The sequence below is a fragment of the Kocuria marina genome (genome assembly GCF_000786655.1).
Classification (GTDB): domain Bacteria; phylum Actinomycetota; class Actinomycetes; order Actinomycetales; family Micrococcaceae; genus Kocuria; species Kocuria marina_A.
The window spans coordinates 137,187-157,317 of the sequence record NZ_JROM01000011.1 but is presented as its reverse complement, the minus strand read 5'-3'; the positions used below and the strand labels follow the sequence as shown (position 1 = coordinate 157,317).

The window sequence follows — 20,131 nt, the reverse complement described above, 5'->3', positions numbered from 1 at the left end:
CCGGGCGCGGGGCCGCCGAGGCGTCACAGCGTTTGTGCTTGGATCGCGGTGATCGCGACCGTGTTGACGATGTCGTCCACGGTGCACCCGCGCGAGAGGTCGTTCACGGGTTTGCGCAGTCCCTGGAGTACGGGCCCCACGGCCACCGCGCCCGCCGACTGCTGCACGGCCTTGTACGTGTTGTTGCCCGTGTTCAGGTCCGGGAACACGAACACGGTGGCCTGTCCCGCGACCTGGGACCCCGGGAGCTTGGACTTGGCAATCGAGGCGTCCACGGCGGCGTCGTACTGGATGGGCCCCTCGACCTCGAAATCGGGGTGGGCCTCGCGCACGAGGTCGGTCGCGGCACGCACGCGCTCGACGTCCTCCCCGGAACCGGAACCGCCCGTGGAGTAGGAGAGCATGGCCACGCGCGGCTCCACCCCGAACTCCCGGGCGGTCTGGGCGGAGGCCAGGGCGATGTCCGCGAGGGCCTGCTCGTCCGGGTTGGGGTTCACGGCGCAGTCGCCGTAGACCAGGACGCGGTCCGCGAGCAGCATGAAGAACACGGAGGAGACGATGTTCACGCCCTCGCGGGTCTTCACGAATTCCAGGGCGGGGCGGATGGTGTTGGCGGTCGTGTGCGCGGCCCCGGAGACCATTCCGTCCACGTCTCCCATCTGGACCATCATGGTCCCGAAGTAGGAACCGTCGGTCATCCGTTCTAGGGCCTGTTCCTGGCTCATGCCCTTGTGGGAGCGCAGTTTCACGTACTCGTCGGCGTATTTCTCGCGCAGGGCGTCGTCGTGCTGGAAGTCGACGACGTGCAGACCCTCGGCGTCGAAATCGAGATCGATGCCCTCCGACTGCGCGAGCGCCCGGACGCTCTCGGGCTCGCCCAGCACGGTGAGGTCGCAGAAGTTGCGGCGGTGGATCATCTCCGCGGCGCGCAGGATGCGAGGGTCGTCACCCTCGGGCAGCACGATGTGCTTGCGGTCCGCGCGCGCGGATTCCACGAGCTCGTGCAGGAAGCGCAGCGGCGTGCGCTTGACGGGCCGCGGCAGGGAGAGCCGGTCGGAGAGTTCGTCGCTGTCCACGTACTCTGCCCAAGCGCCGCGTGCGGCGGCGATCTTACGCGAGTGGGCGCCGGCCAGGGTGCCGCGCGTGGTGCCCACGGCCTCAGCGGTGGAGAACGTGTCATGGTCGGTGGTCAGCACGGGGAACGGTGCTGCGGCCAGCAGGGACGCGACCGCGCCCTCAGGACGGAACCCGCCCGTGAGCAGCATTCCCGCGGGCACGGGCAGGGTCGAGGCGAACGACGACGCCAGGGTCGCCGAGACCACGTCCGTCCGGTCCCCGGGGGTGATCACCAGGTCCCCGTCCGCGATCTGGTCCAGGAAGTTGCCCGCGGTCATCGCGGCGACCTTCACGGCCTTGATGTCGCGGTCCAGGGAGCTGGGGTTGAGATCCGTGCCGTAGCCCTGCGCGTCCACGAGCTCGGCCACCGTGGGGTTGGAGATCGCGGGGATTTCCGGGAGCACGTACGCGGGGAGGTTGTGGTTGCCGGGCTTGGCGCGGCGCTTGATCTCGGCCACCTGCTCGGGGACCGCGCGGTTGACGATCACCGCGTAGATGTCGCACCCGGCCTGGCGCAGTTCGGTGCGGGTCACGTCCACGGCGTTGAGCACGTCCTCGACCCGGCGGGATTCGTGCGCGCTGATCACCGCGGCCACGCTGCACCCCATGTTGTTGGCCAGCCGGGCGTTGAGGTCGAACTCGGCGGTGACCGCGTTGTGGGCCAGCAGGTCCGTGCCGTCCACGAGGATCACATCGCACTCGCGGGCCATCTCGGAGTAGACGGCCATCGCGGCGGAATCGAGATCGTCGTGCGCGCCGGACGCCAGGATCTCCCGGGTCTGTTCCAGGGACACGGCCGCACGGCAGCGCGAATCCGGCAGGTCGAAGGTGCGCTTCATGAGCTGCAGGACCGGATCGTCCTCGGGTGCGGCGCCGTCGAACACGGGACGGAAGAACCCCAGCGCGTCCGTGCGTTTGAAGAGGCTGTCCGCGAGACCCAGGGCCACCAGTGTCTTGCCGGACAACGGTGTCATGGCGGAAACGTAGATGCCCTGCGTCATGGAACGAACTCCCTCACGGTCGACCGGCTGTGCGTCCCAGTCTAGGGAACCCACCCCCGGCCACGAGTCGTCCCACCGGGCCGGTTTCGTACGAAAATCGCATGAACGGGCGGCGTGCGGGCCTCTGGGCCGACGCCGGTGGAACACATTGTGATGGGGGTCGCGCTCGCCCGACACCGGTGCGAGACTGGATCCATGTTGGTTGCCTTCTCAGTTTCCCCCAGCGGCGGGGACAACCCGGACGCCTCCGTCCACGACGCGGTGGCCGCGGCGGTGCACGTGGTGCGCGAGTCCGGGCTGCCCAACCGCACGGATTCCATGTTCACCACCATCGAGGGTGAGTGGGACGAGTGCATGGCCGTGGTCAAGGAAGCCACGGCCGCGGTGGCCGAGTACGGCCCGCGCGTGTCCCTGGTGCTCAAGGCGGACATCCGCCCGGGTCACACCGGTGAGCTCGCGGGCAAGGTGGAGCGCCTCGAATCCGCCCTGCATACCCACGAGCTCGGCAGGTCCCAGGAGCGGCGCGGGATCACGACCGGTGACAAGTAGCGGCCTCCCCGCCCTGCGAGTGTCCAGCGGCGAGCGCACGGGTGAGTAAGGGTGAGCAAGAACGGGAGAGCACGCGGGTGACGTCACACAGGTGAGCAGGAAGAACCGGAAGAAGATCGCGGAAGCGGGCGGCGCGGCGTCGTCGTCGGACGCCCCGGGGCTCGTGGAGCGCACCTGGACCACGGACACCGGCACCGTGGAATTGCAGCGGGATCCTTACGTGCCGGGGGCGTGGTTGCTGCGCGTGAACGGGGTGCCGTCCTCGCACATCGTGCCGGACCGCCCGGACCAGCTCGAGTTCGAGTACATGCGCTGGTTCTCCACCGTGGTCGAGGAGCACGTGAGCACGCACTTGAACCCCACGTCGCTGCGCGTCCTGCACCTGGGCGGTGGTGCGTGTTCCATGGCCCGCTACCTCGCGTGGCGCTATCCGCAGGCGCGCCAGGTGGTCGTGGAGTTCGACGCCGCTCTCACGCGCCTCGTGCGTGAATGGCTCGATCTGCCCCGCGCACCGCTGCTGCGGATCCGCGCGGGGGAGGCCCGCGCCGTGACGGAGACGCTCACGGGGGACTCACGCGACGTCGTGTTGCGGGACGTCTTCGCGGGGGAGCAGACCCCGGGGCACCTGCGCACGGTGGAGTTCACCCGGCACGTGGAGCGCGTGCTGTCCCCGGAGGGGATCTACGTGCTGAACGTGGGGGACACGCGCAACCTCAAGGGCACGCGCGCGGAGGTCGCCGCGCTGTTCGAGGTCTTCGAGCACGTGGCCGCGGTCGCGGACCCCGCGATGCTCAAGGGCCGCCGCTACGGCAACGTGGTGCTCGCGGCCTCCCACGCTGCGCTTCCAGCAGCCGGTTCCGCCGACGCCGCCGCGCTCGCCAAGGAGCTTCTGGGCGGTTCCCTGCCCGCGCAGTACAAGGACACCGCGTGGTGCCGGGAATTCGCCGGGGACGCCCAGCCGTGGCACGACAAACCCGCGGACCCGGTTCCGGTGCCCCCATCCGGCAGCGCTTCCGAGGGGTAACCCGCCGCGGCACCCGCGCGGGCTGAGCGCGGGAGGGTGGGAGCGGCGTCGTCGTCAGGAGAAGGACGACGTCAGCGCGTCCAGCCCTCGATGACGCCCATGCCGAAGAACAGCAGGAAGGCCAGCGCCACCACGTACATGAGCGGGTGGACATCCTTGGCGCGGCCCTGCACCAGGCGGATGAAGACGAAGGAGACGAAGCCCGCGCCGATGCCGTTGGCGATCGAGTAGGTGAACGGCATGACCGCGAAGGTCAGGAACGCGGGGACGGAGACGCCCCAGTCGGTCCAGTCGATGTGCACCACGTTGCGGGCCATCAGGAAGCCCACGACCACCATGGCCGGGGCCACGGCCTCGAAGGGCACCACGTTCACGAGCGGGGTCAGGAACATGGCCGCGAGGAACAGCACGCCGGTGACCACGTTGGCCAGGCCGGTGCGGGCGCCCTCGGCGATACCGGTGGAGGACTCCACGAAGATCTGGTTCGAGGACACGGAACCGGTACCGCCGGCCACTGCACCGAGCGCGTCCACGAGCAGCACGCGGTCCACGCGTTCGATCCGCCCGTTCGCGTCCACGAGGCCTGCTTGCTGGGAGAGGCCCACCATGGTGCCCATCGCGTCGAAGAAGATGGAGAGCAGGATCGTGAAGATCAACAGGGCGCACGCGATGACCCCGAGCTGGCGGAACGCGTCGATGGGCGCGGCCGAACCGAGCAGCGACAGATCCGGCAGCGCGAACAGGCCCTCGGGGTTGGCGGGCACCACGAGGGACCAGCCGTGGGGGTTCTCGGCCGCCGAGCCCGCGGGGGAGAACGCTTCGAGCACGTGCGCCAGGATGGTGGTGAGCACCACGGAGATCAGGATCCCGCCCTTGACGTTGCGCACCACGAACGCCATGGTCAGCAGCAGTCCCACCACGAACGTGAGCGTGGGCCAACCGAACAGCTGACCGCCGTTGCCCAGTTGCACGGGAACCGTGGTGTGCGCGGCGTCAGGGATGCGCCGCACGAAGCCGGCGTTGACGAAACCGATGAGGGCGATGAACAGCCCGATCCCCACCACGATCGCGGTCTTGAGGGAGTCCGGCACGGCATTGAACACGGCGGTGCGGAACCCGGTGAGCACGAGTACCACCATGATCACACCGGCCCAGATGACCAGTCCCATGACCTCGGGCCACGTGAGCCCGGGGTTCGTGGCGATCGTGACCGCGAGGAACGCGTTCACGCCCAGGCCCGTGGCCATCCCGAACGGGGACTTGGCCCACACGCCCATGAGGATGGTCAGCACGCCGGCCACGAGCGCGGTCATGGCCGCGACGCGCTCGCCGCCCAGGATGTTGCCCGCGCCGTCCTCGCCGTAGCCCAGGACCAGGGGGTTGAGCACCACGATGTAGCTCATGGCGATGAACGTGGCCACGCCACCGCGGATCTCACGGCCCACGGTGGAGCCGCGACGGGTGATCGAGAAGTAGCGGTCCAGTCCGCCTCGTGGTTCGGTCCGGGTGGCTGGCGGAGTGCTTGACGACATGGGGATCCTCACGGACGGCTGGGCAGGGAGCACCGACAACGGCGGGGGTGTTTGTGTAGAAATACTACGTCGACGCCGCTCGCACCCTCCGCAGATGCTCGTTCGTCCGCCCGTGGTTAGGCACTACTGAGTTGATGTCACTACCGTGGAGGCAGTCCCCGCAAGCACGTGAGACACGCGTGCGCGTCGAAAGGAATTCCGTGACAACTTCCAACACCCAGCGTCCGCTGCGCGTGGCCGTGATCGGCGCAGGACCGGCCGGCATCTACGCCGCGGACATGCTCACCAAGACCGAGGCGGTCCGTGAGGGTGAGCTCGAGGTCAGCGTGGATCTGTTCGACCGGTACCCCACCCCGTTCGGGCTCATCCGCTACGGCGTGGCCCCGGACCACCCCCGGATCAAGGGCATCATCACGGCGCTGCGTTCCATCCTGGGCCGCGGTGACATCCGGTTCTTCGGCAACGTGGAGTACGGCAAGGACATCACCCTCGGGGAGTTCCTGACCCACTACGACGCCGTGATCTTCGCCACCGGCGCCGTCAACGACGCGCCGTTGCAGATCCCCGGTGCGGATCTGGACGGCTCCTACGGCGCCGCCCGCTTCGTGGCCTGGTACGACGGTCATCCGGACTACCCGCGCACGTGGCCCCTGGAGGCCAAGGAGATCGCGGTGATCGGCAACGGCAACGTGGCCCTGGACGTGGCCCGCGTGCTGTCCAAGCACGCCGAGGACATGCTCGTGACCGAGATCCCGGGCAACGTGTACCAGGGGCTGCGCAAGTCCCCCGTCACGGACGTGCACATCTTCGGCCGCCGCGGTCCCGCCCAGATCAAGTTCACGCCGCTCGAGCTGCGTGAGCTCGCCAAGTCCCGCGACGTGGACATCGTGGTCTACGACGACGACTTCCAGTTCGACGAGGCCTCCGAGAAGGCCATGACCGAGAACAACCAGATCAAGGTCATGATGAAGACGCTGCAGAAGTGGCGCGAGGACGATTCCCCCAAGACGGCGTCCCGCCGCCTGCACCTGCACTTCCTGCAGACCCCGGACGAGATCCTCGGGGACGAGGACGGCAAGGTCCGCGCGATTCGCATGGAGCGCACCCGCCTCAACGGGGACGCCTCCGTGACCGGCACGGGCGAGTACACCGAGTTCCCGGTGCAGGCCGTCTACCACGCGATCGGGTACCTGGGTTCGCCCCTGCCCGAGCTGCCGTTCGACCCCGAGCGCGGGGTGATCCTCAACGAGGAGGGCCGTGTGATCGAGGCGGACGGCTCCCCGGTTCCCGGCGTGTACGCCACGGGCTGGATCAAGCGCGGCCCCGTGGGGCTCATCGGGGCCACCAAGTCCGACGCCCTCGAGACCGTGAACCACATCATGGAGGACCGTGCGTCCCTCGCGGATCCCGATCACCCGCAGCCCGAGGCCGTGGTGGAACTGCTCGAGGACAAGGGCGTGCAGTACACCACGTGGGACGGCTGGCTCGTGCTGGACGAGTACGAACAGAGCCTGGGTCAGTCCTCCCACGACGCCGAGGGCAACCCCCGCGAGCGCGTCAAGGTCGTGGAGCGGGACGAGATGATCTCGGTCTCGCGCGAGGGCGTCGCCAAGTAACCACGCGCCGACGCTTCAGCGGCCCGCACCCGGGTTCATGACACCGGGGTGCGGGCCGCGGCCGTTCCCGGGGTCGGATTGACGACGCAGCTCCGGCCGGTCCCCGATTCACGACGCCGCGCCGATCGGGGCTGGGCCCCCAGCATCGCGCGGGCGGGGCGGAGCGGGGGCTCAGACCCCCAGGACCTCCCGGGTGTGCTCACCCAGCAGTACGCCGTCGGGGTCGAGTTCGGCGCGCAACGCGAGGAACTCGTCCCAGTGGGGATAGCTCGGCGCGAGGTCCTGGGCGGTACGGGTGTGCAGGGTGCCCCAGTGCGGGCGCCCGCCGTGGGCCACGAAGATCTCCTCCGCCGCGCGGAAGAACGTCTTGTGGGGGCGCTTGCCGTACTGGCGCAGGTTGATCCACCCCGTGTACCGGCCTGCCGCGGGGGAGAGGTAGCCCTGTTCCGGCGGGGAGCAGCGCACGTGCACGGGGAACGTGAGCTCGTACCCGTCGCGTTCCACGAGGGCCTTCAGCTCCCGGAACGCGGGGGCGGTGGCCTCCAGGGGTAGGGCGTACTCGCTGGCCACGTAGTGCACCGGCCGTGAGGCCGTGAAGGCCCGGTATGAGATGTCCGTGTAGCGTCGGGAACTCACGGCCATGGAGCCGATCTTGTTCAACCCGCCCACGGCGCGGGGCATCAGGGCGCCCACGCGCCCCAGGCCGGCGGAGAGGGAGGTGCGCAGAACGGCGTCGTCCGTGCGGCGCAGCGCACGGGAGATCGGGGAGGCGGGGCGCGTGTAGGTCGCGGAGAGCCGGTGCAGGCGACTCATGATGCGTGTGTGGGCCACGGACGTGCCGGGCATCCAGGAGAACTCGAAGTGGTCCGCGCCGGACATCCGTTCCTGCAGCGAGTCCACCAGCCCGGCGACGGGTTCGCGGAACTCCGCGCAGTGCAGGCGGAACGCGCTCACGCAGCGCAGCGTGACCGTGAGGACCACGCCCAGCACGCCCAGGTGCACGCGGGCCGCGCGCAGCAGCTCGGGGCGGTGGGTCTCGGAGCACGTGACCACGTCCCCGGAGGGCGTCGCGAGGCTGACCCCGATCACTTGGTCCCCCAGTGAGGGCTGGCCGAGCCCCGTGCCGTGGGTTCCCGTGGCGATTGCTCCCGCCACGGTCATGTGGGCGCAGTCCGGCAGGTTGGCCAGGGCCAGGCCGTGCTCCTCCAGGATCAGGTTGAGCTGGTGCACCGTGGTGCCCGCGAAGACCGTGACCTGCTGGCGGTCCTCGTCCACGCTTGCGAGTCCGGTGAGTGCGGAGGTGTCCAGGCGGACCCCGTCCGTGGGCACCAGCGGGGACCAGCTGTGACCGGAGCCCGAGGGCCGGACGCTCTTGCCCGCTGCCACGGCCTCCTCGAGCACGTGCAACACCTGGTCCGAGTCGTCCGGGCGCACCGTGACGGAGGGTCTCGCGGTGAGATTGCCGCCCCAGGAATGCCATGCGGTGCTCCTCACCTGCGCCGTCATGGCGGGCTGGTGCGCTGATCCGCGTGTGCTCACGGTTCGTCTCCGTTCCGGGGTCCCGGGGACCCCTGTGCAGGACGGGCCGGTGCCGCAGGCCGTGCCGCCCCCGGGATCAATCCGTCGAGTGTCTCCCCGTCCCCGTGCGTGCCGTGGCGTGCGACCGAGGCGTCGGTTCCGAACCACACCATCATGTCACCGACCCCGCCCGATCCGCTCCCCGCGTGACTAGGCTGGGGCCAGGAACCGAGGGCGCAGGAGGATCATCATGGACACACGTACTGCCGAGATCGTGGTGGGCGTGGACGGCTCCGAGCAGAGCATGGGCGCACTGCACTGGGCCGCCCGTGAGGCCCGGCGCCGCGGCGCGCCCCTCCACGTTGTCACCGCCTATTCCGTCCCCATGTTCGGCGGCTCCACGTTCGACGTGGGCTATGCGGCGTTCGACGACACCGCCATGAACCGCGCCGTGGAGGACCTCGTGGGCGAGGCACGACGCCGCGTGGCCGAGTTGGACGTCGATGTCCGGTCCACCGTCCAGGCCGGGGACCCCTCCGGCGTGTTGCTCGAGCTGAGCGAGGACGCCCAGTTGTTGGTCCTGGGTTCGCGTGGCCGGGGCGGGTTGATCGGCCGCCTGCTGGGTTCGGTCTCCACCGCGGTGCCCGCCCACGCGCACTGCCCCGTGGGGATCGTCCCCCTGCAGTGGGGCAGGGAGTACCAGTTGCACGAGAACGTGAGCCGCCGCCAGTCGTTCGTGGACGGCGTGACCGTGGGCTCGGACGGTTCCGAACAGGCGAGTTCGGCGATGCTGTGGGCCGCGGAGGAGGCCGAACAGCTGGGGGTGCCGCTGACCGTGGTGTGCGCCGCGCCGTCGGACTCCGGATCCTCCGCGTGGCTGCCCTCGCCCGTGGACTTCGACAACCTGCGCGGGGAGATCCAGGCCGCGATCGACGCCAGTGTGCGGTGGTTGCGCGGGCACTTCCCGAACGTGGACATCACCGGTGAGCTCGTGGACGGGTCACCCATCCAGGTGCTCGTGGAACGCTCCGCCCAGAACCAACTGGTCGTCACGGGAACCCGCGGTCGCGGTGGGTTCGCGGGCATGCTGCTGGGCTCCACGTCCCAGGGGGTGCTGCACAACAGCGCGGGGCCGGCCATGATCGTGCCGTGCATCCGGGATCCGCGACTCTCCGACCGGCCGGACGTCGCGATCTGAATCGAGGCGGCGCCGCTGCTCGGTGCCGGGGCTCGGTGTCGAACGCGATGTGTCCCATCGGGGCGCCGCCCCCGGGGTGCCATCCCCGCCGTTCCGCGGCGTGTGCGGGCCCGGCGGGACACCGCGCGGGTTTGTGCAACCGAGCCGTTTGCCTCTAAGCTACTCACGGTCCATCGTCCGATATTGCCGCTGGTGATGCTCGGACGGCGTTCTGGCCCCCATCGTCTAGCGGCCTAGGACACCGCCCTTTCACGGCGGCGGCACGGGTTCGAATCCCGTTGGGGGTACGGTTTCCGGTGTGAGGTACCGCGGGGTGAACGATTTGCACAGTGAGTCGTTCGTCCTGGTAGGATATTCACTCGTTGGAAACAATCAAGGCCCTGTAGCGCAGTTGGTTAGCGCGCCGCCCTGTCACGGCGGAGGTCGCGGGTTCAAGTCCCGTCAGGGTCGCTCAGGCGGCGATGAAAAGGAAACTTTTCGCGCCGTCGCGGCATATCACCGGAGGTTGCCTCCGGGAACGTGCCTGGCTCTGTAGCTCAGTTGGTAGAGCGTACGACTGAAAATCGTAAGGTCACCGGATCGACGCCGGTCGGAGCCACTGAACCCCCGCGTGGCTTCTACACGCGGGGGTTCTTTCATGCCCTCCCCATTTCTCGGGACATCCTTTCGGGCAGCCCGGCGGGCGACGGACGGCCTCTCGTCGGGCAGCCCGGCACGTGCCGGGCCGCGACGTCGTCGTGGTGGCTCGCACCCGACCCCCAGGGTGCGCGGAGGTTGGGACCCTAGCGTGGTGAGGGCCGTTCGCGGACGCTGCGGAAGGCTCTCGCGGTCCCGCCGCTCTGGATCTCGTCGGCCCGCGAGCGCGGCCAGTCGCGACGTCGCGGGCGGCGGCGTCGTCACAGCGGAACCCGACGTCGGATCGGACGGGCTCGGGCGCCCCGGATCGGAAGGATCAGCCGTGAATCATCGAGTGCGCGCACTGCTGGCGGGAGCCGGTCTCATCGTGCTCCTCACGGCGTGCGGCGCGCGGCAGGGTCAGACCACCACGATCGAACTCTCGCCCATCACACCGACCGCGAGCGCCCCCGCGCCACACGCGCCGGCCGCGACCCCCGCGGACACCCAGACGTGCTTCGATGTGGCCGAGGTCTACAGCGGCCTGGAACTGCTGCCCCTCACCGACCACAGCGAGGAGGAGGACGCGGACGAGGACGCCCTGGAACAGGCCCGCGATTCCGTCAGCCGCCTGCGGGGGAAACTTCCCGCCGCGGTGCGTCCGGCGTTCGACGACGTCCGGGACATCCTCGACGACGCCGGCGCCACCCTGCAGCCCGCGGAGGCCGTGCGGATCCACCGGGCGCTGGAGCCGGCCGAGTCGTGGTTGCGGGCCAATTGCGCGAGCACGCCGCGCCACTGACCCAGGGATTCGTATCGAGCTTTGCCCCTCGGGGGCGAGACTCAGCTGACGATGAGGGCCGGCCCGGGAACGAAACTCACCTCGGGAGCGGGGCTCACTTCGGGAGCGGGGCTCACTTCAGGCGTAGCCACACCGCGCTGTCCACGCTCAGCCGGTCGTTGACCACGGCGTTCTGACCGCTCGCCAGGAGCAGCTCACCGCGGGAGAGCTCGTCGAATCCGACCTCGCTCTCCCCGAGGTTCGCGGCCACCAACACGGTCTCGCCGGTCCCGCACGTCATGGTGTAGGCGAGGACGTCCTGGTCACCCTCGCTCAGGGGATGCCACGCGAACTCGGCCGCGCCCAGGTCCAGGCGGTGCCGTAGCTCCAGGGCCCGGCGGTACAGGTTGAGCGTGGACTGCGGGTCGCCCAGTTGGTGGTCCACGGTGATCCCGGCGAAGGACTCGGGCTGCGGCAACCACGGATCCGGACCGAAACCCAGCCCGTCACCCACGGGAGACCATGGGAGAGGGACGCGAGCGCCGTCGCGCCCCAGCTCCGAGCCCGCGGTGCGATGGAACGTGGGGTCCTGCCGCGCCGCATCCGGCAGCTCGGTGTGCTCGGGCAGACCGAGCTCATCACCCTGGTAGATGTACGCGGAACCCGGCAGGGAGAGCTCCACGAGGGCGGCGGCGCGCGCCCGGCGCAGGCCCTGGCCGGCGTGGGGCTGCTCGTCCTGCGCGCCGATCCCGTTGGGGTAGGCCGTGCGGGAGCTGAGCCCGTAGCGCGAGGCGTGGCGGACGGTGTCGTGGTTGGAGAGCACCCACGTGGACGGCGCGCCCACGGCGGCGTTGGCGCGCAGGGAGATCTCGATGGTGTCCCGCATCCGGTCGCGGTGCCAGCCGGCCACGAGGAAATCGAAGTTGAAGGCCTGCTGTGCCTCGTCGGGGCGCACGTAGCGGGCCAGGCGCTCGGCGGGGCCCACCCACGCCTCGACCACGAGCATCCGATCACCGGGGTACTCCTGGAGGACCCTGTGCCAGTCGCGGTAGATCTCGTGCACCCCGTCCTGGTCGAAGTAGGGGCCGGTGTCCATGGTCTTGCTGGGGCCGTCCGGCTCGTCCTCGGCGCCCTGGGCATCCGTGCCCTCCACCATGTGGACCTGCTCGTCCCAGTCCGGCAGGCCCTCGGCCTTGATCATGCCGTGGGCCACGTCCACCCGGAAACCGTCCGCCCCGCGGTCCAACCAGAACCGCAGGATCGCCCGGAACTCCTCCCACACCTCCGGGTTCTCCCAGTTGAGGTCCGGCTGGGAGGAATCGAAGAGGTGCAGGTACCACTGCCCGTCCGGCACCCGGGTCCACGCCCGACCCCCGAACAGGGACTTCCAGTTGTTGGGCGGCTCCTCGCCGTTCTCACCCCTGCCCTCGCGGAACATGTACCGGTCCCGCTCCGGGGAGCCCGGCTCGGAAGCCAGGGCGGCCCGGAACCACTCGTGGTCCTCGGACGTGTGATTGGGCACCAGGTCCACGATGATCTTCAGGCCCAACCGGTGCGCTTCCTCCCGCATCCGGTCGAAGTCCTCGAGCGAACCGAAGCGCGGATCCACGGTGCGGTAGTCCGCGACGTCGTACCCGGCGTCGTGCTGCGGGGAGAGATAGAACGGGGAGAGCCACACCGCGTCCACGCCCAGGTGCTTGAGGTACGGCAACTTCTGGGTGACCCCGCCGAGGTCCCCCATGCCGTCCCCGTTGGAGTCCTTGAAGGAGCGGGGATACACCTGGTAGATGACGGCGTCGCGCCACCATTCGGTGCCGGTGGGGGTGCGGGCACTGGCGCCGCTGACGCTGGCAGTGGAGACCGAGGCGGTCCGATCGGACCGGGCGGAGGGAGCCGTGGCGCGGTGGTCGGGGTGCGTTGCGGGGTCGGAAGTCACGGGATCCAGGCTACCCATCTCCCGCGGGGGCCTCGCACCCGCCGCCCCCCCCGCCCACCATCGCCGAACGCCCCCACCCCCCGCTTTTACTCAGCTAAAGCAGAATTTCGGCCGCTGAGCTGCTTTTACTCCACTAGAAATTCGATGGGCTGGCCGAGCTGTGGACAACCCGGGCAGCTCCACCGCATCGAGCCATAGAGTCCGGGCATGTTGTACCGCCAACGTCCCGTACCCTTCCCACCCGAACCCACCGTGCTGGTCACCGCTGACACCGGAGCCCGTGCTTCCCAGTTGATGAAGAACCCCGGGGTCCAGCGACTTGCCCGGGGGCTGTGGGTCGTACGGGAGGAGCCGCTGTCCGGACTCGAGAGGTCCGTGCTGCTGCAAAAGCACATCGGCGGACCCGATGCCGGACTTGCGGTGGGCGGCGTCCACGCCTTGGAGCTGTTCCGCTTGCCCGTGGGTGGCACGGAAGCATGGGTGCAGCCTGTTCTCACCGGGGGAAAGTCGGGCAGTGGGCGCAACAGAAACGGCGGCAGGGCGGATGAGCTTGCTGCGGCCCGGCAGCGCACCGAGCTCCTGTGGACCCATCATCGGGTCCAGTCACAGCAGCGGGGTATCCGGATCGCCAAATCCCAGGGGCTGCCGTGTCTCGAGGGCCCGTGGGGTGGGTGCATCGCTCATCCGGTGGAAGTCCTGGCCCGTTTGTCGAAACTGCTCGCTCCGTGGCGGATCACCGCATGTTTGGATGCAATGATCTCCACGCAATTCGTGCTTCCGGGGAGCACGACACCCGTGAGCTTCACCCGGGATCACGTAGAACAGTGCTTGGACCAGCTCCCTCCCACTTCTCACGGCACCGCTCGAATGCGCCGTGCATGGCGGGATGCACGTTCACCGTGCTGGTCCGCGCCCGAGACCCTGACCGTTTGCTCATCGACCGCGCCGGTCTCCCCGAACCCCAGCTGAATGTCCAGGTCACGGTGGCCGGGCGGACCTTCATCCTGGACCTGGCGTGGCCCGAGGCCCGGATCGCTCTGGAGTACAACGGCGCCGTTCACGCCCGGGAGATCGATCAGTACCGGGACGAGATGTATCGCTTGGGGCTGCTGCGGGATGCGGGGTGGGACGTCTCGGTCCTCACATGGGACGATCTGCGCTCCCCAGCCCGTCGGGAAGCATGGCTGACGCGGGTGCGGCGGGCATTGCGCTGAGCACGAAGGGTTGAGCTCCGAGCGCGGCGGGCTGAGGGCTCAGCGCAGTGAATTTCTAGTGGAGCAAAAGCAGCTCAGGGCCCGAAATTCTGCTTTAGCTGAGTAAAAGCACGGGGGTGGGGTGGGTGGGGGCGCGTCGCGGCAGGAGCTCGGGCGACGACGCTGCCACCACCTACCTCGGGCGACGCCGCCTCCCCTCCCCGCCTCAGTTCGCCTGCTGCAGGTGGGCCAGCGGCGCCCAGCGCATGAAGATCCGGCGCAGCGCCGCGGTAGCCGCCGCCAGATCCCCTTCGCGCAACAGTTCCACGGCGTCCGCCATGTCCCGGGGGCTCTCGTCCGGCTGGAGCCGATCCGCGATGGACCCGTAGTCCAGGCTCACCACGGAGGCGGCGCTGAACGTGCCCAGCCACCGTCCCAGGCGGGTGAGGTCCTGCGCGAACGCGGCCGCTTGGCGGGCTTCGTCCGGGAGGTCGTGCTCGTCGGCGCCCCCTGAGGCTTGCTGGGCGGCGTCCTCCACGGTCTGGGCGGCCTGGATCACCCGGCGTGCGGCGGTGTCCGCGGGGGCGATGAGCCGGTGCACCTCGTGCCCGGAGTGGTAGGAGGTCACGTGGTCCTCCGGGGCGAAGGCCGCGAACCACGCGAGCGGGACCACGTACGCGGACTCACGGGTGTACACGGGGTCGAACGTCTCGCGGGACGTGGCCTTGGCGGCGTCGCTGACCTGCTTCTCCGGAACGAGCAGCGGCAACAACTGCGCGCTGTCTTCGTTCTCCGCGGCCGTGAACAGGCGCAGCGAGCGGCGCAAGCGCTGCGTGGGGTGGAAGACCGGGAAGTCGCCGGTGGGTCCGGGCAGGCGCCGTGAACCGGCGGGCGCGGTGGAGAACGGCATGGTCCACAGCGGCTCACGTGCGGGCGGGAGCAATGGTTGTGAGGTGTCGGACAGCCGGGCCAGTTGCTCCGAGAGTTCGTGCACGCCCGCGGTGAAGGGGTCCAGGGCGCGGGGGATGCCGGGTGCGTAGGCGGCGTCGAGATCCTGCTGTGGCACGTAGATCCGCAGCGCGAAGCGCATGGGCGGGCCCGTGATGCTGCGGTAGGCGCTGCCCACGTTGATCAGGGGCATGGCTCAGTCGATCTCGATGACGACCGGGGCGTGGTCGGACGCACCCTTGCCCTTGCGCTCCTCGCGATCGATCCACGCGTCCCGCACACGCGCCGCGAGCGCGGGGGAGCACAGCTGGAAGTCGATGCGCATGCCCTCCTTCTTGGGGAAGCGCAGCTGCGTGTAGTCCCAGTACGTGTACACGCCCGGCCCGGGGTGGCGCTCGCGGACCACGTCCTGGAACCCGGCGTCCTCGATGAACGCGTTGAAGGCCGCGCGCTCGGGTTCGCTCACATGGGTGTACCCGCCGTCGCGGAAGAGCTGGATGTCCCACACGTCCTCGTCACGCGGGGCCACGTTCCAGTCGCCCACGAGCGCGATCTGGGCCTGCGGGTCCTCCTGCAGCCACCGCTCGGCGTGGCCCTCCAGGACGCGCAGCCACTCGAGCTTGTACGGCATGTGGGGATCTTCCAGGCCGCGCCCGTTGGGCACGTAGAGGGACCAGATCCGCACGCCGTCGCACGTGGCGGCGATCGCGCGCGCCTCCTGGGCGGGTTCCTGGCCGGGTTTGCCGAACGTGGGCTGGCCGGGGAACGTGCGCTCCACGTCCTTGAGCCCCACGCGGGACGCGATGGCCACGCCGTTCCACTGGTTCACGCCGAAATGCGCCACTTCGTAGCCCGCGAACTCGAACAGCTCCCACGGGAAGTTCTCGTCCTTGGCCTTGGTCTCCTGGATGGCCAGGACATCCACGTCCGAGCGGTCGAGCCACGCCTCGATGCGGTCGGCGCGGGCGCGGATGGAGTTCACGTTCCACGTGGCGATTCTCATGGGGTCCACCGTAGCGAGCCGCGGCCCGCGCTGGGAAACCGCGGGCGGGTACGGCCCGGGTGCGCGGCGGCAGCTGTCCGCGGGAACGGCCGGGAGACGACGACGCCGCGGCCGCGAGCGTGCGGGGGCCGCGGCGTCGTCGTCCCCCAAAACCGAGCATCAGCCGCCGCGGCCGAGAACCCGGGCCGGCCCCGACGACAAGGAACCCGGCCCGTCGCGGACGACGGACCGGGTTCCCGTACGAGAGACCGAGCGGATCGGCCCCCGAGATGTCGTATCAGGCGGGCGTGGTGCGGACCTGGCGCTCGTTCTCGTGGTCGCGAGCCACGGAGCGGGAGCCCAGCATGCCCGCGAGGGACGCGATGATCGCGCCGAGCAGCAGACCCACGAAGGTCCAGATGGCACCGGAGGACGCGCTGTCAGCGGCCTGCTCGGCCTGCGGGGCAGCGGACTCCACGGCTTCGCCGGCCTGGTCCTGCGCTTCGTTCGCGGCCTGGCTGGCCTCGTTCGCGTTGACGTCCGGGGCCACGGACGCGGCGGCGCCCGGGTTCTGCGTGGCGGCGTCGGTCACGGTGGAGGCCACGGAACCGACCAGGCCACCGGCAGCACCCAGGACGTTGCCGATCAGGAGGCTGGAGAGCACCACGGCGGTCAGCAGGGACGTGGCCCACGTGAGGAACCCGTGGATCAGACCCGCACGCCCGGCCAGCAGACCGGCCACGTACCCGCCGCCGGCCAGTGCCAGCACCAGGGTGATGATCGAGGAGATGCCGGTGGCGACACCCACACCCTCACCGGGGTTGTTGGAATCGAGGTCCGCCATGCCCAGGCCGAGTGCCGCGGTGATGAGCGACAGCAGCAGGGTCAGGGCCAGGAAGGTGACCACACCGGCGATGATGGCGCCCCAGGAGACGTTCTTGACGTCGCCCGAGCGGCGGTCGCCCACGAGGTCGTCCTTCCACGACGGCTTGTGGGACGGGGTGGAGTGGGAAGTCCGGGCGGGCTGGGTGGTCTGCGTGGACTGGGTGCGCACGGCGGTCGACTCGCTCGCGGGGGAGACGGTGGAAGCCGTGGACTCCGGACCGGGGGTGGACGGAGTGTTGTTCGACATCGTTCAGATCCTCTTTTCTTCGCTAGGGGCTGCCTCGAAAGAGCTGGGAAGGGGTAGCGCAGGAAGCAAGCTGATTGTTCGAGCACTTTCGACGCTACGTGGTCGCCGGGGTGAGTTTCCATTCGGCGGATTCCCGCCGCGTAACACTTCATTACCCCTGGTCGCGGGGTGGGTGGCGTGAATTCCCAGGGCCGGTCCGGTCATGATCCGGGACGCGCCATGTGACGCCGCAGTAGTGTGAGGTCATGGACGCAAGGTGGGCGCTAGCCGAGATCAGAGAACGCCGTATCCTCCTGAAAGCGGCCGGTGCGGGTGCTGGTGCCCTGCTGGGGGCGCAGGCCGTGGTGATCGCCTCGCTCGCCGGGCTCGACTGGTGGAAGCATCACGGGCGTCAGCAGCGTGACGCCCCGCACCCCGGGACGTTCAAAGCGCACGTGCAGGACTCGGACATCACCATCTACACGTCGGGTGAGTCGGTGTACGAGGACATGCTCGAGGCCATCGACAACGCCCAGCACTCCATCCACATGGAGACGTTCATCTGGAAGAACGACGAGACGGGTCAGCGCTTCCTGGACGCGTTCAACCGGGCCGCGGATCGGGGCGTGGAGGTGTTCATCATCTACGACGGGTTCGCGAACCTCGTGATCCCGTCCTCCTTCTACGACTTCTCGGACCGGGTCCACGTGTACCGGATGCCGGTGGTGCGCCGCCCGTTCTGGAAGGGGCCCCTGCGGTTCTCGGGCTTCAACCATTCCAAGATCCTGGTGGTGGACGACAACATCGGTTTCGTGGGGGGCTACAACTTCGGTTCTCTCTATTCCCGGCAGTGGCGGGACACGCATATCCGGGAGATCGGGCCTGCGGTATGGGGGTTACGCAGCTCCATCGCGAGCGTGTGGAACGAGGACCGGGACCCGGAACACGCCATCGACTGGGTGGCGCCCAAGAATTGGGACCCGGAGGTGCGGGTCTCCGCGAACCTGCCCATCCAGCTCGTGTACCCCATCCGCGAGATGTACATGAACGCGATCAACAGGGCGCAGCACCACATCTGGGTGAACACGCCCTACTTCATCCCCGACCAGCAGATCCTGGACTGCCTCCTGGACGCGGCCGCTCGCGGGGTGGATGTGCGGATCATGGTCCCCAAGGACTCCAACCACATCCTGGCGGACTGGGTGTCCCGCGGGTTCTACGGCCAGTTGTTGGAGGGTGGGGTCACCATCCTGCTGTACGCCGCCTGCATGATCCACGCCAAGACCGCCACGATCGACGGCGAGTGGTCCACCGTGGGCACCGCCAACATCGACCGGCTCTCCCTCTCGTTCAACTACGAGACCAACGTGGAGGTCGTGGACCCGGATTTCGCGGCCGAGATGGAGAAGGTCTTCCTCGCCGACAGCGAGCACTGTGAGGAGCTGTCCTCCCCGCAGTGGCGCGATCGCCACCCCATGGCCCGGGTCGCCGAGACGGTCCTGGTACCGCTGCGCCCGTTCCTCTGACCGGACCTTCCCGGTCGACGACGACGCCGCTGACGCCGCCGACGACGCCGCCCCGCCCACCGTGCGGGGCGGCGTCGTCGTCCTGTGGCGGGGTTGCGCAGCGGGGCCTCAGCCCCGCGTGAGGTGACCCCTCAGCGTGGTGGCGGTGTACGCGGTGCGGAACAGGCCGCGGCGCTGGAGTTCGGGGACCACCAGGTCCACGAAGTCGTCCAGGGAATCCGGCTGGACCGGCGGCATGAGGTTGAAGCCGTCCGCGCCGCCGTTGTCGAACCATTCCTGCATGCGATCCGCGATGGACTCCGGGGTGCCCACCATCGTGCAGTGACCCCCACCGGCGGCCAGGCGGCCGAGCAACTGGCGGACCGTGGGGTGCTCGGCCTCGATGATCCGCAGGATGGTGCCGTAGCGACCCTGCGGGCCCGTGAACTCCTCCAGGGGAGGCAGCAGGGGAACGGGGGCGTCCAGGTCCCACTGTGCGCAGTCCTGCTCCACGAACACGGACAGCTGCGCGAGCGACTGCTCCACGGGGAGCAAACGGTCCACGCGGGCCTGCTTCTCCAGGGCCTCCTCGTGCGTGCGGCCCACGTACGTGACCAGCCCGGGCATCACGATCACGGAACCGGGATCACGCCCGGCGCGGGCCACTTCGGCCTTCACATCCGCGTAGTACTCCTGCGCGGCGGGCAGATCGTAGGCCACGGCGTAGATCCCTTCCGCAAAGTCGCCCGCGAGCGCCTTGCCGGGCCCGGAGGCACCCGCCTGGAAGAGGACCGGTTCCCCCTGGGGGGAGCGCGGAACCGTGAGGGGGCCGTCCACCAGGAAGTGGTCTCCCTCGTGGTTCACGGGGTGCAGCTTGCCGGGATCCGCCCAGTGTCCCCGAGGGTCCGCCGTGACCGCGTCCTCGTCCCAGCTGGCCCACAGGGCGCGGGCCACCTCCACGAATTCCCGGGCGCGGGCGTACCGCTCGGGCTTGGGCGGCATGGCGGGGTAGCCGTGGTTGCGGGCCTCGTCGTCGAACATGGAGGTCACCACGTTCCATCCCGCGCGCCCGCCCGAGATGTGGTCCAGGGACGCGAGCATCCTGGCCGCGTGGAACGGGGTGAAGAACGTGGTGGACACCGTGCACACCAGGCCGATGTGTTCTGTGGCGCGCGCCATCGCGGACAGCGCCGTCAGGGGTTCCAGGCTCCAGCGGGGCCCGCCGGAGAGGTCACCCACGCTGTGCCCGTCCGCGAAGAACACCGCGTCGAACAGGCCGCGTTCGGCGGTCCGCGCGAGCTCCTCGTAATAGGCGATGTCCGTGAGGCGGTGCACCGGGGAACCCGGCGCGCGCCACGCGGCCTGGTGGTGGCCGGCGCCGAAGAGGAAGGCGTTGAGGTGCAGCGTCCGGGCGGGTGTCCCGGGCGGTTGGTTCACCTGGGTGGGACGCGCCGACGCCGCGGGGGCGGCGGATACGGTCCGGGCGGCGTCGTGCGGGGCAGTCAT

Annotated in this window: 15 protein-coding genes and 3 tRNA genes; 10 read left to right on the top strand and 8 right to left on the bottom strand. The window is 69.5% G+C overall.

Features of this window, described 5'->3' with window-relative positions:
- Positions 1 to 23 precede the first annotated feature (23 nt).
- Complete coding sequence (gene pta / locus AS25_RS02390) at positions 24 to 2,117, bottom strand: phosphate acetyltransferase (RefSeq protein ID WP_035960908.1); 2,094 nt, start codon at positions 2,115 to 2,117, stop codon at positions 24 to 26.
- Positions 2,118 to 2,312: 195 nt separating this feature from the next.
- Between pta and AS25_RS02385 the strand changes: the two genes are divergently transcribed.
- Together AS25_RS02385 and AS25_RS02380 are read left to right on the top strand one after the other, a co-directional pair.
- Positions 2,313 to 2,666 (top strand): thiamine-binding protein, encoded by a 354-nt coding sequence (locus AS25_RS02385; protein WP_035960907.1) that lies wholly within the window; start codon positions 2,313 to 2,315, stop codon positions 2,664 to 2,666.
- Between the two features lie 91 nt (positions 2,667 to 2,757).
- Entirely contained in the window at positions 2,758 to 3,690 is a 933-nt protein-coding gene (locus AS25_RS02380) for a spermidine synthase (protein ID WP_035960905.1), read from the top strand.
- A gap of 71 nt (positions 3,691 to 3,761) precedes the next feature.
- Here the strand turns inward: AS25_RS02380 and AS25_RS02375 are convergent, their stop codons facing one another.
- A complete protein-coding gene (locus tag AS25_RS02375; protein WP_172644394.1) occupies positions 3,762 to 5,222 on the bottom strand; it encodes an NCS2 family permease in 1,461 nt (486 codons plus the stop codon).
- 134 nt (positions 5,223 to 5,356) lie between these two features.
- Between AS25_RS02375 and AS25_RS02370 the strand changes: the two genes are divergently transcribed.
- Complete coding sequence (locus AS25_RS02370) at positions 5,357 to 6,838, top strand: FAD-dependent oxidoreductase (RefSeq protein ID WP_084117961.1); 1,482 nt, start codon at positions 5,357 to 5,359, stop codon at positions 6,836 to 6,838.
- A 171-nt stretch (positions 6,839 to 7,009) separates the two neighbouring features.
- Here the strand turns inward: AS25_RS02370 and AS25_RS02365 are convergent, their stop codons facing one another.
- Positions 7,010 to 8,344 carry a D-arabinono-1,4-lactone oxidase gene (locus AS25_RS02365; RefSeq protein ID WP_035960903.1) on the bottom strand — a complete coding sequence of 445 codons (1,335 nt, stop codon included), beginning with the start codon at positions 8,342 to 8,344 and terminating at the stop codon, positions 7,010 to 7,012.
- Between the two features lie 262 nt (positions 8,345 to 8,606).
- Here AS25_RS02365 and AS25_RS02360 point away from each other — a divergent pair, with 262 nt between their 5' ends.
- The 5 genes from AS25_RS02360 (at position 8,607) to AS25_RS02340 (ending at position 10,971) form a co-directional block, all read left to right on the top strand.
- Positions 8,607 to 9,554, top strand: a complete 948-nt coding sequence (locus AS25_RS02360) for a universal stress protein (RefSeq protein ID WP_035960902.1) — start codon at positions 8,607 to 8,609, stop codon at positions 9,552 to 9,554.
- Between the two features lie 214 nt (positions 9,555 to 9,768).
- Positions 9,769 to 9,841: transfer RNA gene (locus AS25_RS02355), tRNA-Glu, on the top strand.
- A gap of 89 nt (positions 9,842 to 9,930) precedes the next feature.
- Positions 9,931 to 10,004, top strand: a tRNA-Asp gene (locus tag AS25_RS02350).
- 75 nt (positions 10,005 to 10,079) lie between these two features.
- A tRNA-Phe gene (locus AS25_RS02345) sits at positions 10,080 to 10,152 on the top strand.
- A gap of 360 nt (positions 10,153 to 10,512) precedes the next feature.
- Entirely contained in the window at positions 10,513 to 10,971 is a 459-nt protein-coding gene (locus AS25_RS02340) for a hypothetical protein (RefSeq protein WP_035960901.1), read from the top strand.
- A 112-nt stretch (positions 10,972 to 11,083) separates the two neighbouring features.
- Here AS25_RS02340 and AS25_RS02335 read toward each other — a convergent pair whose 3' ends face one another.
- Positions 11,084 to 12,886, bottom strand: coding sequence for a glycoside hydrolase family 13 protein (locus tag AS25_RS02335; protein WP_436433921.1), 1,803 nt, complete (start codon positions 12,884 to 12,886; stop codon positions 11,084 to 11,086).
- A gap of 878 nt (positions 12,887 to 13,764) precedes the next feature.
- Here AS25_RS02335 and AS25_RS15180 point away from each other — a divergent pair.
- Positions 13,765 to 14,100, top strand: a complete 336-nt coding sequence (locus AS25_RS15180; RefSeq protein ID WP_253270442.1) for a putative endonuclease domain-containing protein — start codon at positions 13,765 to 13,767, stop codon at positions 14,098 to 14,100.
- Between the two features lie 205 nt (positions 14,101 to 14,305).
- Here AS25_RS15180 and AS25_RS02325 read toward each other — a convergent pair whose 3' ends face one another.
- From AS25_RS02325 to AS25_RS02315, 3 genes are all read right to left on the bottom strand, one after another.
- A complete protein-coding gene (locus AS25_RS02325) occupies positions 14,306 to 15,220 on the bottom strand; it encodes a DUF8083 family protein (protein WP_035960900.1) in 915 nt (304 codons plus the stop codon).
- A gap of 3 nt (positions 15,221 to 15,223) precedes the next feature.
- Positions 15,224 to 16,030, bottom strand: coding sequence for an exodeoxyribonuclease III (locus AS25_RS02320; protein WP_035960899.1), 807 nt, complete (start codon positions 16,028 to 16,030; stop codon positions 15,224 to 15,226).
- A gap of 277 nt (positions 16,031 to 16,307) precedes the next feature.
- Positions 16,308 to 17,141 (bottom strand): TIGR04086 family membrane protein, encoded by an 834-nt coding sequence (locus tag AS25_RS02315; protein WP_052160633.1) that lies wholly within the window; start codon positions 17,139 to 17,141, stop codon positions 16,308 to 16,310.
- Positions 17,142 to 17,386: 245 nt separating this feature from the next.
- Here AS25_RS02315 and AS25_RS02310 point away from each other — a divergent pair, with 245 nt between their 5' ends.
- Positions 17,387 to 18,646 carry a phospholipase D-like domain-containing protein gene (locus tag AS25_RS02310; protein WP_035960898.1) on the top strand — a complete coding sequence of 420 codons (1,260 nt, stop codon included), beginning with the start codon at positions 17,387 to 17,389 and terminating at the stop codon, positions 18,644 to 18,646.
- A 108-nt stretch (positions 18,647 to 18,754) separates the two neighbouring features.
- Here AS25_RS02310 and AS25_RS02305 read toward each other — a convergent pair whose 3' ends face one another.
- Positions 18,755 to 20,131: an LLM class flavin-dependent oxidoreductase gene (locus tag AS25_RS02305; protein ID WP_253270441.1), complete on the bottom strand. Its 1,377-nt coding sequence runs from the start codon at positions 20,129 to 20,131 to the stop codon at positions 18,755 to 18,757.

Bases quoted from the DNA above. Each gene is read 5' to 3' on its own strand.
- AS25_RS02370 (WP_084117961.1), top strand. From the start codon at position 5,357: ATGTCACTACCGTGGAGGCAGTCCCCGCAAGCACGTGAGACACGCGTG.
- AS25_RS02325 (WP_035960900.1), bottom strand. From the start codon at position 15,220: ATGCCCCTGATCAACGTGGGCAGCGCCTACCGCAGCATCACGGGCCCG.
- AS25_RS02315 (WP_052160633.1), bottom strand. From the start codon at position 17,141: ATGTCGAACAACACTCCGTCCACCCCCGGTCCGGAGTCCACGGCTTCC.
- AS25_RS02360 (WP_035960902.1), top strand. From the start codon at position 8,607: ATGGACACACGTACTGCCGAGATCGTGGTGGGCGTGGACGGCTCCGAG.
- AS25_RS02320 (WP_035960899.1), bottom strand. From the start codon at position 16,030: ATGAGAATCGCCACGTGGAACGTGAACTCCATCCGCGCCCGCGCCGAC.
- AS25_RS02365 (WP_035960903.1), bottom strand. From the start codon at position 8,344: ATGACGGCGCAGGTGAGGAGCACCGCATGGCATTCCTGGGGCGGCAAT.
- AS25_RS02375 (WP_172644394.1), bottom strand. From the start codon at position 5,222: ATGTCGTCAAGCACTCCGCCAGCCACCCGGACCGAACCACGAGGCGGA.
- pta (WP_035960908.1), bottom strand. From the start codon at position 2,117: ATGACGCAGGGCATCTACGTTTCCGCCATGACACCGTTGTCCGGCAAG.
- AS25_RS02385 (WP_035960907.1), top strand. From the start codon at position 2,313: ATGTTGGTTGCCTTCTCAGTTTCCCCCAGCGGCGGGGACAACCCGGAC.
- AS25_RS02310 (WP_035960898.1), top strand. From the start codon at position 17,387: ATGGACGCAAGGTGGGCGCTAGCCGAGATCAGAGAACGCCGTATCCTC.
- AS25_RS02305 (WP_253270441.1), bottom strand. From the start codon at position 20,131: ATGACTGCCCCGCACGACGCCGCCCGGACCGTATCCGCCGCCCCCGCG.
- AS25_RS15180 (WP_253270442.1), top strand. From the start codon at position 13,765: ATGGCGGGATGCACGTTCACCGTGCTGGTCCGCGCCCGAGACCCTGAC.